Source organism: Nodularia harveyana UHCC-0300 (assembly GCF_034931085.1).
GTDB classification, from domain to species: Bacteria; Cyanobacteriota; Cyanobacteriia; order Cyanobacteriales; family Nostocaceae; genus Nodularia; species Nodularia harveyana.
This window is the reverse complement of the sequence record NZ_JAYGHG010000011.1, coordinates 1-16,861: the sequence shown is the minus strand read 5'-3', so window position 1 is coordinate 16,861 and position 16,861 is coordinate 1. Positions and strand designations below refer to the sequence as shown.

Here is a 16,861-nt window from a genome sequence, read left to right as displayed (position 1 = left end):
AATTACGAATGACTAATACCTAATCTGGGAAACGAGGTGTCATGCAGTAGGGACAATCTAACCATTCCGGCTGTAATATTGCGCTACAAGTTACACAAGTCAGACCACTCTTACGTTTGGCTTTTAACTCTGCTTCCAAGCCTGTATCAGTAAAGGTTACCCGTTCTACTTCTTCTAGAGTTGTAGCACCTTCACGCACTAAGTCTAGACTGTAAGCTAGTAAGGTTTTCATGCCTTCTTCCACAGCGACTTCCTTAATGCGTTCTGTTGGGGCTGCTTGGTTAATCAGGGTTTGTAGGTTTTCCGTGACTCGCATCACTTCATAAACACCACAACGTCCTTTGTAGCCAGAGCCGTTACACTTGGGACAAACTTCCTGATTTTTGGCTTTTGCTTCAGTAATTTCGTCTAAGGTTAAGGTATTAGCTTTGTAAAAAGTTACACTTGCATCTTGGGATGCTGATAAGCCGTAGCGAGCGAGTTCCTCAGTGGTAGGAGTATAGGAAATACGGCAATTAGAACAGACACGGCGCACTAAACGTTGGGCTAATACACCAATCAGGGAACTAGAAACCATAAAAGGCTCAATCTCCATTTCTCCCAGACGAGCGATCGCACCAGGAGCATCGTTAGTGTGTAAAGTAGTTAATACTAAGTGACCAGTTAAAGCCGCCTCAATCGCTGTTTTTGCTGTTTCTTTGTCCCGTGTTTCACCCACTAGCAGCACATCCGGGTCTTGGCGTAAAAATGCCCGTAAAGCAGTAGAAAAGTCTAACCCTTTTTCTCGAATTACTTGTACTTGAGTAATCCCTGGCAAGCTGTACTCAATGGGGTCTTCTACTGTACTGATATTGATGCCAGGAGAGTTCTTTTCTGCTAATGCTGAATATAACGATGTAGTTTTACCAGAACCAGTCGGACCAGTGACCAGAATCAATCCAAAAGGACGACTGACCATATCCTGAACAATATGCAAAGTTTCCGGATCAGTAATTAACTTATCCAATCCTAATTGGGTGGAAGAGTTATCTAAAATCCGCAGTACTACCTTTTCCCCATAGCGACTAGGCAACGTATTAACACGGAAATCCACCTTACGTCCCTCAAACAATCGGCGGATACGTCCATCTTGAGGTAAGCGTCGCTCTGCAATGTCTAGATTAGAGATAATTTTAAATCGCGCTGTCACCGCCATCACGATTTTTTTGGGTAGAGGATCAAAAGCTTCACTCAATACCCCATCCTTACGAAAGCGTATCCGTAAATTTTCCTCCTGTGGTTCAATATGAATATCAGAAACCCCTTCATGGAGAGCTTTAGCTAGGACTCTATTGACAAGGTTAATCACTGGGGCATCTTCTGCACCCTTCATGACAACCCCTAAATCATCCTCGCTCTCTTCTGAATTATCATCAATGTCGATATCACTCAGATTTTCTAAATCTTGATTAATATCCGTAAACTTTTCTTTTGCCTGCTGCTTTTGGCGCACAGCTAAATCATCCAAATATTGGTGAATTAGCTGTTGGTAATCTTCTTGGGTAATTACCATACGCTGTAATGCTAAACCTTGGGGGCGCAGGATGCGGTTAAGGTCATCGCAAGCTTCGAGATTATCTGGATCAACCATTGCCACCAAGACACTGGGAGGGGTGTCTGTGTCATTTCTGGATAATGGCACCAAGCGATGACGACGACAAATATCCGCAGGTATGAGAGTGTGAATCAGGTTGACTGTCTTGGGGTTGCCAATTTGGTTGACTTCTGGATCTAGGAACTCAACACCGTATAGTATTTTTAGTTCAAATAGCTGTTGTTTTTTATATTGTCTGAGAAACTCAGGCGATAGTTCTTTTCCAGTAATAGACTCTAAGACTTCCGTTAAGGGTCTGCCAGATTTGCGGCTTTCAATCAGCGCTAGCCTCATCTGTTCGCTGTTGACATAGCCAGATTGTACTAGCTTGTTGCCAAAGGGCGAAAACTCTGTTCTTGTCGTTAGAGCGGTACTGCGCCGTTGTGGTGAGGAGTAAGTCATAGATCAGGAATGAGTAGGGAAAACCTCTATTTACATTATTCCCAGCCTGGAGTCAATAATTTTCATTTATACTGAGTAAATTTAGGTCAAAGTTTTTCCTAGTTCTTTTTTGTGGGGGAAAGAAGAGGTCAAAACCCAGGATTAACGGGCTATCTGGACTACTCTGGACTGGGATATTGTGTGGAAATTCCCTTACACACAGGCAATAAAAAATAAAGTATTAACCTCCTCGTTCGGGATACCGTCCCCAGGGTCTCTACGCTAAGGTGTTCACTATTTGTCACAATAAAGGGACGGTGGCATCATTATCTAGGAAAATGAGGACAAGAAAATTAACCTCAGTTGTAAGCTGTGGTGACTTACTGCCATAAAAACAAGCTGAGACGGGTAAAGTAATGATGGATGAAAATAAACAGGTAAACAATACCAGCCAGCAATTGGGTGAACCAACAGAGGTAAAGCAATCAATGAAGAGCGACTCTCCAGCCGAAACTAACTCTCATGAATCTGGCAGCGAGGTTACAGAGCAAGTGATCACACCAGAAAATGTATCTGAAGATACAACATTTTCACCGGAAAATGGTGCTGCTGCCACTGATAATAATGAAAAAGCAACGGCTGCTTTAGCAGAATTGACTCAAGAAATTGAGTCTCTCAAAGTACAACTAGAAGAACGCAATACTCAATATATGAGGATTGGGGCGGATTTTGAGAACTACCGCAAACGCACCAGTAAAGAAAAAGAAGAACTGGATTTGCAAGTTAAACGTAACACTATTTTGGAATTGTTACCTATAGTCGATAATTTTGAGCGGGCGCGATCGCTCCTGAAGCCACAAAGTGATGGCGAGATGACAATTCACAAAAGTTATCAAGGTGTTTACAAACAACTTGTGGATTGCCTCAAACGCATAGGAGTATCACCAATGCGTCCTGAAGGTCAAGAATTTGATCCCAATCTCCATGAAGCAGTCATGCGCGAACCGACGGACGAACATCCCGAAGGAACAGTGTTAGAAGAGTTAGTCCGGGGATATTATTTGGGCGATCGCATCCTACGCCATTCCATGGTTAAAGTAGCCGCTCCTCCAGCAGATACATCACCATCTGTACCCGAAGATCAGTCGAGTTCATCTGACAGCTAAACTATAGTTGCTCGTCTTATTGACTACAATGGCTGCATCCTATCAAGCATAGGCATCACATATCTCACAAAGGATAGGGCTGTTAATAGTTTTCCCGACTTTCTCAGCCCGTCTTTTGATAGCATTTTGCATAAGCGGAGAGACTTGAACACCACAAGGCTACCCTCAAAAAATGTCAGTGTTTCAACTACTTAACAGAGAAGTTTCACGGACGTTACCTTAAGCTTTAGCCGATAAAAACAATAATGCGCGGAAAAGCACAGTAGAAACACGCAATAAAAATACTTTAATTATGGGAAAAGTTATTGGCATCGATCTAGGCACTACTAATAGTTGCGTCGCAGTTTTAGAAGGTGGTAAACCACTTGTCATTTCCAACACTGAAGGGGGACGTACTACACCAAGCATTGTGGGATTTGGAAAGGGTGGTGTTCGCTTAGTCGGTCAGATGGCAAAGCGCCAAGCCGTAACTAACGCTGAAAACACAATCTATAGCATTAAACGCTTTATCGGTCGTCGTTGGGAAGATACTCAAACTGAACGTAGTCGCGTACCTTATAACTGTATCAAAGGTCGAGATGATACAGTTGATGTTGAAATTCGTGGTGATAACTACACACCCCAAGAAATCTCTGCTATGGTTTTGCAAAAACTCAAGCAGGATGCAGAAGTTTTTTTAGGTGAAGAAGTAACTAAGGCAGTAATTACCGTACCAGCATATTTCACAGATGCCCAAAGACAAGCAACTAAAGATGCCGGTACTATTGCTGGATTGGAAGTTCTGCGGATTATCAACGAGCCAACTGCTGCGGCTTTAGCCTTTGGTCTAGAAAAGCAAGACCAAGAACAGTTGATTTTAGTGTTTGACTTAGGGGGCGGAACTTTCGATGTCTCCATTCTCCAACTTGGAGATGGCGTTTTTGAAGTCAAGGCAACTTGTGGTAACAACCACCTGGGCGGAGATGACTTTGATAACACTATAGTCACCTGGATGGTTGAACGTTTTCAGGAACAAGAAAATATCGACCTGTCCCTCGATAATATGGCTCTACAACGTCTAAGGGAAGCAGCAGAAAAAGCAAAAATTGAACTTTCTCATCTGGCCAGTACCTCCATTAACCTACCCTTCATAACTGCCGATGAGACTGGTCCAAAACATCTGGAGATGGAACTGAATCGCGCTCAATTTGAAGAAATGGCAAAGCTTTTAATTCAAGGTACCATCGATCCAATGAGTCAGGCTCTTAAAGATGCAAATCTCCAAACCAAAGACATAGACAGAATTATTTTGGTAGGTGGTTCCACCCGCATTCCAGCAGTGCAGAATGCCCTAATCAAGTTTTTTGAGGGTAAAACTCCCGACCGTTCTATCAACCCTGATGAAGCAGTCGGACTGGGTGCAGCTATTCAAGCTGGGGTAATGAGTGGTGAGGTTGATAATCTTCTGCTCTTGGATGTAACTTCCTTATCTTTGGGAATTGAAACTTTGGGAGAAGTATTTACCAAAATTATTGAACGTAATACTACAATTCCTACCAGTAAATTCCAAGTCTTTTCTACAGCTGTGGATGGACAAACCTCTGTGGAAATTCACATCCTCCAAGGGGAAAGGGCAATGGCGAGGGATAACAAAAGTCTGGGGAAATTTCTGCTGACAGGGATTCCGCCATCTCCCCGTGGAGTCCCACAAATAGAAGTATCTTTTGAAATTGATGTTAACGGTATCCTTAAGGTTGCAGCCCAAGATAAAGGTACTGGTCGAGAGCAGAGTATTCGGATTACCAACACTGGTGGTTTGGATAGCGGCGAAGTAGCAAGGATGCAGCAAGAAGCCGAAGCATTTGCTGAAGAAGATAAAAAACGCAAAGAACTGGTTAATCTCAAAAACCAAGCAGATAATTTGTTGTTTAGTTATGAATCAAGTCTCAAAGAGAATAGTGAGTTTATTGGTCAGGAGATGAAAGCTTTAGCTCAAGAAAAAGTTATGCAACTCAAAGCTGTCATGACTAATCCTGGGATTTCGCTGACAGAATTTCAACAGTATTTAGATGACTTCCAACAAACTGTGTTTGCTATTGGTGCTGATGTGTACAGTCGAGCTAATGACTCAACAGATAGTGATTCAGTGGAAGAAGTCGAAGTCTCAGATCAAACTCTGACATCAGAAGAATTAGAGGAACCTGTAAGTGGAACACTAGAACCACAATTCAACTTTGATTTTGATGATGAAAGTACCGTACCGGCTGATTATGAAGCCATAGATTAACGATTGGGGACTGCACTTCGGCTTTGCTCATTATCCGGCGCAGAGTCTTGCCATCAGCTTAGTCTAAGGAACAGTGGAGAGGGGAATACATGGATTATGACAAAATTATTATCCTTGCTCCCCTGCTTTTACGAAACTTCCTGGTAATTTTTGTGAAAGATAAAAGGTAAAATCGATATATTCATAAAAATTAACTTTTTCTTTCTGTCTAGTTTCCTGCAAGTCGCCTTCTAAAGACGCTGCATTACTGAAAGAAGTCATCTGAGGCAGTTTTCGCCCTTGGGCGAACCACAGGAGTAGATTTTATAGTCCTGACTGGCATACTTGAATGAGTAGCCGCTCCTCAAGGATATGACTTACCGTAAGATAGCAAGTGTTTATGGCGTGTATTGCCTTCTGATTTCTTCCTCCTAACTTTTACCTTTGCTATATGGCCCGCGACTATTATGAAATTCTGGGTGTCTCTCGTGACGCCGACAAAGAAGACATCAAACAAGCCTACCGCCGTTTAGCCCGGAAGTATCACCCAGATGTGAACAAAGAACCGGGAGCGGAAGATCGGTTTAAGGAAATTAACCGCGCGTATGAAGTGCTTTCGGAGCCAGACGTTCGAGAGCGTTATAACCGTTTTGGTGAAGCTGGTGTTTCTGGTGCTGCTGCTGGCGGAGGCTTCCAAGACATGAGCGATATGAGCGGCTTTGCCGATATCTTTGAAAGCATTTTCAGTGGCTTCGCTGGTGGTGGTATGGGCGGTCAAACGCAACAACGCCGGCGCAGTGGCCCGGTGCGCGGTGACGACTTACGGCTCGACCTGAAGTTAGATTTTCGAGAGGCGGTATTTGGCGGCGAAAAAGAAATTCGCATTTCCCATTTAGAAGTTTGTGATGTTTGTGGTGGTTCTGGTGCGAAAGCTGGTACTCGCCCTCGTACTTGTGCAACTTGTGGTGGTTCTGGTCAAGTACGTCGCGTGACTAGAACGCCTTTTGGTAGCTTTACTCAAGTTTCCAGTTGTCCTACCTGTAATGGTACAGGGATGGTGATTGAGGATAAATGTGATGCTTGTGATGGTAAGGGGACAAATCAAGTACCTAAGAAGCTGAAAATTACGATTCCGGCTGGTGTGGATAATGGTACGCGGTTGCGGATTTCCCAAGAGGGGGATGCTGGTCAACGTGGTGGACCTCCGGGTGATTTATATGTCTATTTATTTGTCAATGAAGACGAAGAATTCCAACGGGATGGGATTAATGTTCTTTCGGAAATTAAAGTTAGCTACTTGCAAGCTATTTTAGGTTGCCGTTTGGAAGTAGAAACGGTAGACGGTCCTGTAGAATTGATTATCCCTGCTGGTACTCAGCCGAATACGGTGATGAAACTGGAAAATCGCGGTGTACCTCGTTTGGGAAATCCTGTGAGTCGCGGGGACCATTTGCTGACAATATTAATTGATATTCCGACGAAGGTGACTGTTGAGGAAAGAGAGTTGCTGGAGAAGTTGGCTAAAATTAAGGGCGATCGCACTGGTAAAGGTGGTCTAGAAGGATTCTTGGGAAATCTGTTTAAGTAATGAAGTCTTCTCACCTTTCGACTCCTGATGCTCAACTTGATTTACGCGGTACTCCTTGCCCGATTAATTTTGTGCGGACAAAGTTATATTTGGAGAAAATGCTGCCCGGTGGTTTGTTGGAAGTATGGCTAGATGCTGGAGAACCTATTGAGCAAGTCCCTGATAGTCTGACAATGGCAGGTTATCAGGTTGAGCAAATTACAGATTGCATGGGCTATTTTTCTTTGCTGGTACGCCGTCCGGCTACTTCTCAATGAAAATAGTGGAAACGATTTCTATGACTGGACAGTTACTCGGTACGGTGCTGGCTGTGCAGGCAAATTTTTATCGCGTACAGCTGGATGTAGATGATCAGGAAGGTTTTGATCCAATCCCTACTCCTTGTATTCTTCTCTGTACCCGGAGAACTCGGTTGAAAAAAATCGGTCAACAGGTGATGGTGGGCGATCGCGTCGTTGTTTCTGAGCCGGATTGGTCTGGTGGTAGGGGGGCAATTTCTGATGTTCTCCCCCGGAAAAGTGTCTTAGACAGACCCGCGATCGCCAATGTTGACCAAATACTCTTAGCATTTGCTGTCACAGATCCACCCCTGGAACCTTATCAATTAAGTCGATTTCTGGTAAAAGCTGAGTCTGCTGATGTGGATGTGCTTCTGTGTCTGAATAAAAGTGATTTAGTCTCACCACAGGTACAACAAGAAATTAGCGATCGCCTGTGGGGATGGGGCTATAAACCTCTATTTATCAGCGTCCAAAACGGCATCAATATTGACGCATTAACAACCCATCTGAATAATAAAATTACTGTAATTGCTGGGCCTTCCGGCGTGGGAAAATCTAGCCTAATTAATGTGCTGATTCCCACTGTCAATCTGCGAGTGGGGGAAGTTTCCGGCAAATTAGCTCGAGGTCGTCATACAACGCGCCATACAGAATTATTTGACTTACCTGGGGGTGGTTTACTGGCAGATACTCCCGGCTTTAATCAACCTGATTTAGATTGTAGCCCCGAACAACTAATCTATTATTTCCCAGAGGGTAGAGAACGGTTAGCAGTGGGTAGCTGTCGTTTTAGTGATTGTGTGCATCGAGACGAGCCTGATTGTGTAGTCCAAGGCGACTGGGAAAGGTATGAACATTACTTGGAATTTTTAGATCAGGCGATCGCCCGTCAAACTCAGCTACATCAACAAGCAGATCCCGAATCCACCATGAAAATCAAAAGCAAAGGTAAGGGAAAGCAGCAGTACGAACCCAAGTTAGAGAGTAAAAAATATCGTCGCGTCTCCAGGAAAACACAGTTGCAAGAGTTAGAACAACTGTATAAAGAAGCAGAAGAATAAATCAGGGAACAGTGAACAGTGAACAGTAAACAGGCCGATTGAGTCAGGGATTTCTGCCCAATTATGTCTCTGGACTGATAACTGATAACTGATAACTGATAACTGATAAATATCTTAATAACAGAGCAGATCATAAAACTGCCCTCACGATCCCCATAAAGTCTTAAAATATTTTTAATTTCTCTCAACTTTCCTGCTTAAATTTACGATTACCCTTAAATTACTATGGCTATAGGCTACGTCGCGCTGGTACTTCACGCACATCTACCCTTTGTTCGTCACCCAGAAAGTGACTATGTGTTGGAAGAAGAATGGCTTTATGAAGCCATCACCGAAACCTACATTCCCTTATTAAAAGTATTTGAGGGCTTAAAGCGAGACGGCATCGACTTTAAAATTACTATGAGTATGACACCGCCCCTAGTGTCGATGCTCCGTGATCCTCTACTACAAGAACGCTATGACGCGCACCTCACTCAACTAGAAGAACTGATAGAACTGGAAATTGAGCGTAATGCCAAAGATGGACATCTTCGTTATTTAGCCGAACATTATGCTAGTGAGTTTAATGAAGCGCGTCAGGTCTGGGAACACTACAAAGGTGACTTGATCACAGGTTTTAAGAAATTTCAAGATAGCAACAACTTAGAAATTATTACCTGTGGTGCTACTCACGGCTATCTACCACTAATGAAAATGTATCCCCAAGCTGTGTGGGCGCAAATTCAGGTAGCTTGCGAACATTACGAGCAAACCTTTGGTCAAGCTCCCAGAGGTATTTGGTTGCCGGAATGCGCTTATTATGAAGGTGTGGAGCGAATGCTAGCTGATGCTGGTTTACGCTATTTTCTCACTGATGGACATGGGATTTTATACGCTCGTCCTCGCCCCCGCTTTGGTACTTATGCACCGATTTTTACAGAACCTGGTGTTGCGGCTTTTGGTAGAGACCATGAATCTTCGCAGCAGGTGTGGTCTTCTGAAGTAGGCTATCCCGGTGCAGCAGAATATCGGGAATTTTACAAAGATTTGGGCTGGGAAGCCGAATATGAGTACATTAAGCCCTACATTATGCCCAATGGTCAAAGAAAAAATACGGGCATTAAATATCATAAAATTACTGGACGTGGTTTAGGGCTTTCCGATAAAGCACTGTATGACCCCTATTGGGCGCGGGAAAAAGCAGCAGAACACGCTGCTAACTTTATGTATAACCGTGAACGCCAAACCGAGCATTTACACGGTATTATGGGTCGCCCGCCTATTATTGTTTCGCCCTACGATGCAGAGTTATTTGGTCACTGGTGGTATGAAGGCCCTTGGTTTATTGATTACCTGTTCCGGAAATCATGGCATGACCAAGGCACATATCAAATGGCTCATTTGGCTGATTATTTGCGGTCTGAACCTAACCAACAAGTTTGTCGCCCTTCCCAGTCAAGTTGGGGCTATAAAGGTTTCCATGAGTATTGGTTGAATGAAACAAATGCTTGGATTTATCCACATTTACACAAAGCAACCGAACGGATGATTGAAATATCCCACCTGGAAGCGGAAGACCAATTGCAAGAAAAAGCACTTAACCAAGCAGCGCGGGAACTGTTACTCGCCCAATCTTCTGACTGGGCTTTTATTATGCGGACGGGAACAATGGTTCCTTATGCTGTGAGAAGAACGCGATCGCACCTCATGCGGTTTAATAAACTCTATGAAGATGTTAAAATCGGCAAAGTCGATAGTGGTTGGCTAGAAAAAGTGGAATTAATGGATAATATTTTCCCGGAAATTAACTATCGGGTTTACCGTCCTTTATCCTAGTCTTTTTGGAAAGTTGGCTATAAATCAACTTCGATATCAGGTATATGATAGCCCCTTCCTGTTTGGTGTTTCCGGGGAGGGGTTTTGGGGTAGATTTCTGGTATCTTACTCAACTCAGAAAAGCCATAAATAATCTATATTACTTTTGCTAGGTCGCCACAGAAATGTTAACAGAATTTGCTTTCTTTAAATTACCATAGTCAGAAACTTCAATTATTTATTCTCTACGTTAAATTTGAAGTAAGTTGGGGATTTAATCCCAGGAGCGATGACGATGGATATACTGATTGAATCTACAAAAGATTTTGAGCAAGATTTAGAGCAATTTAGTAATACAGAAAAGTTTAAGATTATTAAAAAACTTAATAGATATGTGGAGTTGCTGGGAATAGATACAAAACTTTTTTACAAAAACAGCACACAGTTAAGAAATATTAGACTTAATGAAAACTATGATTCTTCGATATATTCCCTGAGAATTAATCAACAAATTAGAATAATTCTCACAATAGATGATGATCCCATTTTTGACCGAACAGTAATCACTTTATTTAGAGCTGTCAAGCCTGAAGATGCAGCGAAAGCATATAATTCAGTTGCGGAAACTATTTACCAAGATTTTACTGTTGAAAATCAAGAATGCGAGGTTCATTCCAAATAATGGCACAAATCAAACCTCTTTTGGATGAATATGGTGTCATCCATGAAGCTATTCAGATTTTACCAGAAGAGTTAAAAGTTGATTTTCTGCAAGCTTTAGCCGAATTAGAAGATAATGAGTGTCATAGAACCAGAAGTTTTCCTAAAACCAGACTGCATAAAGTCACAGGGATTAAACAAGCAATATACAGAGCGGATATTGATAAAATATCAGGATGGCGGATTCATATTCAATATATTGAAGGCAAAATACATTTAAAAGATATCATCGAAGGTCAACAACATGATGATGTGATTAAAGTGATTAAATCTAAGAAAGATAGGTATGAGTGATAATTCGTAATTCGTAGTTCGTAGTTCGTAATTCGTAGTTCGTAATTCGTAATTCGTAGTTCGTAATTCGTAATTCGTAATTCGTAGTTTGTAATTCGTAGTTCGTAATTCGTAGTTCGTAGTTCGTAATATTTACTAAGTTACTGGGTTGGGAATTTACAAGTAGACTAAAAATGCTTCAGGGACTAATTTTAACTTCCCTGATTTAAAGTCAGCAATATCTAACCATATTGCTTTATGCTGGTGTTTTTTTGACTCTGAAAATATTAAGCTTTCCAATTCATAAAATTTGGAATCCACAAAATCACATTCATAAGTTTGAATAATTTCGTGTCCTTGCTGACCATTAAATGTAAAAATATTTTCTATGGAACCTAGATACTTAATATTGGTTAATTCTGCTTGGATTTCTTCCTGAAATTCTCTTTGTAAAGCAGCTTGGCTAGTTTCACCAAAGTCAACTCCACCACCTAAAGCCCGATAATAAGTTTCTTCCTTGACAGAATCGTAACCTTCAGAAACAAAAATACGTCCGTCATCCCGGATCAATCCTAAAGCTAATACCCAAATTTTTCCTAGTTTGCTCATTTCAAAATCTCCGGGACTGTGGAAAGTCTCTGTTTTTAAGTTCGAGTAATCTAGTTAATTATCGTACATGGAATGATTTGGATTGTCACTATCTTCTACAGGCCAATCTTCGTTTTCACCACCAATATATAATTCTTCAATGGTGACGTATTCCTGATTTAATTGTTTTAAGGCGTTGATGAGAATGTCAAGTGCGATCGCATCAGCAGTTCCCGTATCTAACCAACAACGCGCCCACTGTCCTTCATACTCAAACTCGCCCATGTTATGCATGAGTGCTAATAAGCTTTTATCATAACCTTCTGGGTCATAACTCATATAGCTGATTTCTAGTCCGGTTTCTTGAACTTGCAGATTTTCAGCATTAAATGCACCCAATTTTCCTAAATAAAACCAGGAATTAAAGACTTCTTCTACATATTGTTTTTCCCGTCCAGAAGGAATTGTAGTGAATTTCAGCCAAATCCACAAATCAAAAGGGTTAATTTCACGGAACTGAATTTGCATTGGGTGAAAATATCTTAATTACTATCTATAGAAATAAGCATACTAGCATAGTTAATGGAGAGACGAGATAAACTCTAGATCAGAGAAATATCTCCGACTCAGTAGAGACGTTACATGGAACGCCTCTAGAAAAATTAATCTGAATTAACGACCTAAATTATTCAGGTTATTAACGGTGCTGTTGCGTTCCTTTTCAATTTGTCTGACTAAATCGCTGGGAAGTTGGGATCTTTTAGTTAAGGCTTTATCGAAATGCGCGATCGCCTCTTCAATCATTGACCGACTTTTGGCTTTTTGTCCTTGTTCTCTGAGAATTTGAGCCTTGAGATAATATAACTCTGGGTGTTCGGATGTGGATTTTAACGCACTGTTGACATATTCTAAAGCTTGAGAATACTGTTTTAAATCCCGATAAGCGAGGGCTATACCTCTATCTGCTAAGTATTGGGGACCAGCATTGGCTTTTAATCTGGCGATCGCATCATTAGGATTTGCAAAGGGTAAATTCACAGATAGCATTAAATCCATATAACCCTTGAGTAAATTTAATTCTGGATCTCGAGGTGCGATCGCTTCCGCCTTGTCTAAATGTTGATAAACTTGACGCAGCCGAGTTAAAGCTTGGGGCGCTCCTTTCAGTGTTCCTTCACGGGTGAGAATGGTTGCACCTTCAAAAAAATGACCTACTGCCGTGTATATATTACCACGTAATTCGTCTGTAGCAATTAGTTTTTCTCCCATTGCGAGAGTTTTTTTGCTGTAAGTATCAAGTTTAGCCACATCCTTATTCACATAAGCTAAAGAAGCCTTCAATGCATAAGCTAAAGGCTCATTAGGTTCATTAGAGACGGCTTTTTCTAGGTAACTGGCGGCGGTGGGATAATCACCTTGTTGGAAAATCGCCTTAAAAGCCGCTTCTGTATTATCCCCAATATTACGCAGTTCATTAGTCCGGAAGGGATCGCCAGCGAGAGAGGGATTTACCCAACAAGTCAGTGCAATTACAGATGCAAAACTAGTCTGAGTCAGCTTAGAAAATTGACCCAACCCGATAGATTTCAAACTGGAAAACCGTTTATTCATTGTCACCCTTATAAAAGTTGTGGTTAAAATTGTTGTATCTGTTACTCAGAATGGCAAAAACAGTTAACTATAATTTGTCCTAGTTTCCGCCCAAATATTTTACAGGGGTTAACTAGGTTTATGTAGACAGGTTCCCATTTCTGCACCTTGTGTTCAAGGTAAAATAAAATCCCCTAAAATCTAACAACAGGTATATACTCAGCAAATTTTTTCCCAACAAACTTGTAATTTGAGAAACTTCATTTTCTAGTTAATCTAAGTTAACAAATTATCCGCCAACTTTTCAGTAGTCCCTAAAAATGCTCACTCTCCGAAATTTAACTTATCATCCCACAGCCAGCCCAACAGCGATTCTCAAATCAATTAATCTGGAATTAGTACCCCAGCAGCTAGGTATGATTATTGGTCCTAGTGGTTCCGGTAAAAGTACCCTACTAGAACTGTTGTCTGGATTAGCCGAACCTACTTCCGGCGCACTCTTTTGGCGGGAACAGCAACTGATAGCGGAACAACTACAACAATTGGCTGGGTTAGTATTTCAGTTCCCAGAACGGCACTTTTGCGGTGGTAGTGTTTTAGAAGAATTGCGCTTAGGACATCCGGAATTAGGGTCAGAACGAGTTTGGGGAGCATTAAACGAAGTAGGATTAGAGCATTTATCACTTTCGGCTGCACCTAATGCTTTGAGTGGTGGACAGCAGAGGCGTTTGGCTTTGGCTGTACAATTGATTCGTCAGCCAAATTTATTGTTATTAGATGAACCGACGGCGGGATTAGATTGGTCAATGCGTCGGCAACTGGTAAATTTATTAGCGAAGCTGAAAAAAGATTGGACACTGTTGGTAGTGACACATGATGCTGGAGATATGCTAGCGATCGCAGACCAATGTTGGACACTTAACCACGGTGAACTACAATCAGTAGACCCAGCCATACTGAAAGCGAAAATTCAAGAACCTGTGTCAGAGCGATAACAGATAAATAATCAATTACCCCAAAAACGTAGGGTGGGTTAGCGACAGCGTAACCCACCATCACCAATAACTAATGACAAACTCCACAATTCCCATATTGCCAGAAATGACAGAAATTTGGCAAGAAACCCTAAATTGGCAACCCAACCAACAACAGCAGCAACAATTTCAGCAGTTGTATGAATTAATTTTGCTAGGTAATCAACAGTTAAACTTAACTCGCATTACCGAACCCCAAGAATTTTGGGAAAAACATCTGTGGGACTCACTGAGAGGAATAGCACCACAAGGAAAATTTATCCCATCTCTCTCAGAAAATGCTGCTATAATTGATATTGGCACAGGTGCGGGTTTTCCCGGTTTACCCGTAGGAATAGCCATCCCTAATTCTACAATTACTCTCGTAGATTCAACTCGTAAAAAAATTAATTTTATTAACGAAAGCTTGAAGGAATTAACTCTGATTAATGCTAAAACTTGCATTGATAGAGCCGAAGAAATCGGACATCATCCCCAGCACCGCAAAACCTACGATATCGCCTTAATTCGCGCTGTTGGTAATGCTGCTGTCTGCGCCGAATATACTTTACCATTACTAAAAACTGGTGGTTTAGCCATAATTTATCGTGGTAATTGGACACAGGAAGAAACTAAATCTTTGCAAAATCCTGTAAACCAACTAGGTGGTGTAATTGAATTAATTGATGAATTTACCACACCTTTAACTCAAAGCATTCGTCATTGTATTCAGTTACGTAAAGTCGTCAATACCCCACCTAATTTTCCTCGTGCTATTGGTATACCCACTCAAAATCCTTTGTAAAAACCTTCTCCAATAACTGTTACGGAGTCATTTTTGTAAAGTTTCCGTAAATATAACTACACCAGCTTTTTGGTATTTATACTGTTACAAAATTACCCCAGGTTGATTAAGCTACTATCTGTATATATCATCTTACGTTTATTCTTTAATATCCGTGCATTATACCGATATCAGATCGAACTTTTGGCAGCTATGGCAAGAGTATCAGAGCTATCTGTCCCATTGTTGTGTCAAATGGATGTATAATGCCATTGATGCAGAAGATGCCCTTAGTCGAGCCATGCTCAAAGCCTGGGATAAAATACGTAATTCTACGGTACAAATTCAAAACTTTAAAAGTTGGGTGAGCCGATTAACTTATAATCTCTGCATGGATATCCATAGAGAACGTCACCGAGCTAGAAAAAACATTCAGAGTTGGGAAGTAATACAACTTGAGCAAGAATTAGTGAGTCAGGAAGAAAACCCAGTTCTTTATGCTACACAAAAAGAACTGAAACAAATGTTTTCCCTTGCTATTGATGAATTACCACCCAGACTGCGAGAAACTTTTACTCTGCACTTTCAGGAAGAATTTTCATATCAAGAAATTGCGGAAAAACTGAATATTTCTTATGCTAATGTCCGTAAGCGTATTTCCCAAACACGGGCGATTTTAAAACAGCAATATCATCAAGATTTTATTGGTGGAGAGGATGGATACTCAACAGATTTAAACCAGTGTCAATCTCAGACTTCTTCCCAGTCTCTAGAAATTAGTAAACCTCAAAATACTTTGCTAGCAGAAGCCCCTATTAGTGAGACTTTGGCGTTATCTGATGAGTTAAAACCAGAACAAATTTTGCATCAGGAAGAAACGGTTATTGTATTGCCGCTTGTTGTGGTGGATAATCAATGTGATGGCGAAGTTGAAGAGGTTGGTAAAATCTCTGATGCCAATGATCAGTATCTGTCTTTACCGGATGTTTTCGAGTTTTGTAAAATAGCAAAAAATCAATTATCTACCCACGCCACAAGAATTAATTACATATTATTAAAAATAATGAATCCTCTTCCTCTTGCTTTAGTTAGCAGTTTTGCTGTTCTCAGTGGTTTTGCTTACACTTCCACAGCCCAAGCCCAGAATGCTAACGTTGACTTCTCTGGCAATATAGAACCTGTTATCACCATTGAAAGCAATAGAAGTTCCAATAACCCCACTAGCTTAGATATTGTCAGTGAGCGTCAGATTCGTTTATCTGAAATCCTGACCGTAACTGCTAACACCAGTATAGTTTTCAGCATCACCAATATTATTGACAACGGTACTATCTTATCAGGCAATCAAACATACAACGATCTGGATTTTGTCGGGGCTGAAATTAAGGATAGTAATAATATAGTTGTTCAGGCTGATACTTCACCTAGTGGAACAGCAGATGTAGTTTCTCCCTTGGGGACACCAAGTGAAGTTCAAACACCAGTAGTTAATCAAGATTATCAGGTTGATCTGACCATTGCCAACTTGAATAGTGTATTACCTGCGGGAACTTACAAAGTTCGTCTTAGACTTAACTTAACACCTCAGTGATATAACTTAGAATACAGCACTTACGTCTGTAATGAGGTACACTAGATTAAAATATAAATATTTTTAAATGAAGTCATACTCTGTCGATCTTAGAGAAAAAATAGTTGCAGCACATCTTGAGAAAAACATCTCAATTAGGAAAGTAGCTAA

Annotated in this window: 16 protein-coding genes; 11 read left to right on the top strand and 5 right to left on the bottom strand. The window is 41.1% G+C overall.

Going from position 1 to position 16,861, the window contains the following annotated elements; genetic code table 11:
* Nucleotides 1-19 precede the first annotated feature (19 nt).
* Nucleotides 20-2,035 carry a GspE/PulE family protein gene (locus VB620_RS09230; RefSeq protein ID WP_323195855.1) on the bottom strand — a complete coding sequence of 672 codons (2,016 nt, stop codon included), beginning with the start codon at nt 2,033-2,035 and terminating at the stop codon, nt 20-22.
* 395 nt (nt 2,036-2,430) lie between these two features.
* Between VB620_RS09230 and grpE the strand changes: the two genes are divergently transcribed.
* A complete protein-coding gene (grpE, locus tag VB620_RS09225) occupies nt 2,431-3,180 on the top strand; it encodes a nucleotide exchange factor GrpE (protein WP_323195854.1) in 750 nt (249 codons plus the stop codon).
* Nucleotides 3,181-3,472: 292 nt separating this feature from the next.
* Nucleotides 3,473-5,446: a molecular chaperone DnaK gene (gene dnaK, locus VB620_RS09220; protein ID WP_323195853.1), complete on the top strand. Its 1,974-nt coding sequence runs from the start codon at nt 3,473-3,475 to the stop codon at nt 5,444-5,446.
* A gap of 108 nt (nt 5,447-5,554) precedes the next feature.
* On the opposite strand, the gene VB620_RS09215 is transcribed toward dnaK, so the two are convergent.
* Nucleotides 5,555-5,707: a hypothetical protein gene (locus VB620_RS09215; protein ID WP_323195852.1), complete on the bottom strand. Its 153-nt coding sequence runs from the start codon at nt 5,705-5,707 to the stop codon at nt 5,555-5,557.
* Between the two features lie 169 nt (nt 5,708-5,876).
* Here VB620_RS09215 and dnaJ point away from each other — a divergent pair, with 169 nt between their 5' ends.
* The 6 genes from dnaJ to VB620_RS09185 all read left to right on the top strand — a co-directional run bounded on the left by dnaJ (nt 5,877) and on the right by VB620_RS09185 (nt 11,166).
* On the top strand, nt 5,877-7,013 hold the full coding sequence (dnaJ, locus tag VB620_RS09210) for a molecular chaperone DnaJ (RefSeq protein ID WP_323195851.1): 1,137 nt from the start codon (nt 5,877-5,879) through the stop codon (nt 7,011-7,013).
* The gene (locus VB620_RS09205; RefSeq protein ID WP_323195850.1) at nt 7,013-7,270 is read left to right on the top strand and encodes a sulfurtransferase TusA family protein; all 258 of its coding nucleotides are present in this window, start codon (nt 7,013-7,015) and stop codon (nt 7,268-7,270) included. Before dnaJ ends, VB620_RS09205 begins: the two co-directional genes overlap by 1 nt.
* Before the next feature lie 20 nt (nt 7,271-7,290).
* Entirely contained in the window at nt 7,291-8,355 is a 1,065-nt protein-coding gene (gene rsgA / locus VB620_RS09200; protein ID WP_407674189.1) for a small ribosomal subunit biogenesis GTPase RsgA, read from the top strand.
* A 225-nt stretch (nt 8,356-8,580) separates the two neighbouring features.
* Nucleotides 8,581-10,173, top strand: a complete 1,593-nt coding sequence (locus VB620_RS09195) for a glycoside hydrolase family 57 protein (RefSeq protein ID WP_323195848.1) — start codon at nt 8,581-8,583, stop codon at nt 10,171-10,173.
* 274 nt (nt 10,174-10,447) lie between these two features.
* Nucleotides 10,448-10,834, top strand: a complete 387-nt coding sequence (locus tag VB620_RS09190) for a hypothetical protein (RefSeq protein WP_323195847.1) — start codon at nt 10,448-10,450, stop codon at nt 10,832-10,834.
* A complete protein-coding gene (locus tag VB620_RS09185) occupies nt 10,834-11,166 on the top strand; it encodes a hypothetical protein (RefSeq protein ID WP_323195846.1) in 333 nt (110 codons plus the stop codon). The genes VB620_RS09190 and VB620_RS09185 overlap by 1 nt, the downstream gene beginning before the upstream one ends.
* Nucleotides 11,167-11,322: 156 nt before the next feature.
* On the opposite strand, the gene VB620_RS09180 is transcribed toward VB620_RS09185, so the two are convergent.
* From VB620_RS09180 to VB620_RS09170, 3 genes are all read right to left on the bottom strand, one after another.
* A complete protein-coding gene (locus tag VB620_RS09180; RefSeq protein WP_323195845.1) occupies nt 11,323-11,754 on the bottom strand; it encodes an NUDIX hydrolase in 432 nt (143 codons plus the stop codon).
* Between the two features lie 54 nt (nt 11,755-11,808).
* A complete protein-coding gene (locus VB620_RS09175; RefSeq protein WP_323195844.1) occupies nt 11,809-12,261 on the bottom strand; it encodes a DUF3531 family protein in 453 nt (150 codons plus the stop codon).
* A gap of 144 nt (nt 12,262-12,405) precedes the next feature.
* On the bottom strand, nt 12,406-13,344 hold the full coding sequence (locus tag VB620_RS09170; RefSeq protein WP_323195843.1) for a Sll0314/Alr1548 family TPR repeat-containing protein: 939 nt from the start codon (nt 13,342-13,344) through the stop codon (nt 12,406-12,408).
* A 299-nt stretch (nt 13,345-13,643) separates the two neighbouring features.
* Here VB620_RS09170 and VB620_RS09165 point away from each other — a divergent pair, with 299 nt between their 5' ends.
* The 3 genes from VB620_RS09165 to VB620_RS09155 all read left to right on the top strand — a co-directional run bounded on the left by VB620_RS09165 (nt 13,644) and on the right by VB620_RS09155 (nt 16,711).
* Entirely contained in the window at nt 13,644-14,318 is a 675-nt protein-coding gene (locus VB620_RS09165; RefSeq protein WP_323195842.1) for an ABC transporter ATP-binding protein, read from the top strand.
* Nucleotides 14,319-14,391: 73 nt separating this feature from the next.
* Nucleotides 14,392-15,141 carry a 16S rRNA (guanine(527)-N(7))-methyltransferase RsmG gene (rsmG, locus tag VB620_RS09160; protein ID WP_323195841.1) on the top strand — a complete coding sequence of 250 codons (750 nt, stop codon included), beginning with the start codon at nt 14,392-14,394 and terminating at the stop codon, nt 15,139-15,141.
* Nucleotides 15,142-15,295: 154 nt separating this feature from the next.
* Nucleotides 15,296-16,711 (top strand): RNA polymerase sigma factor, encoded by a 1,416-nt coding sequence (locus tag VB620_RS09155; protein ID WP_323195840.1) that lies wholly within the window; start codon nt 15,296-15,298, stop codon nt 16,709-16,711.
* The last annotated feature ends 150 nt before the right edge of the window (nt 16,712-16,861 follow it).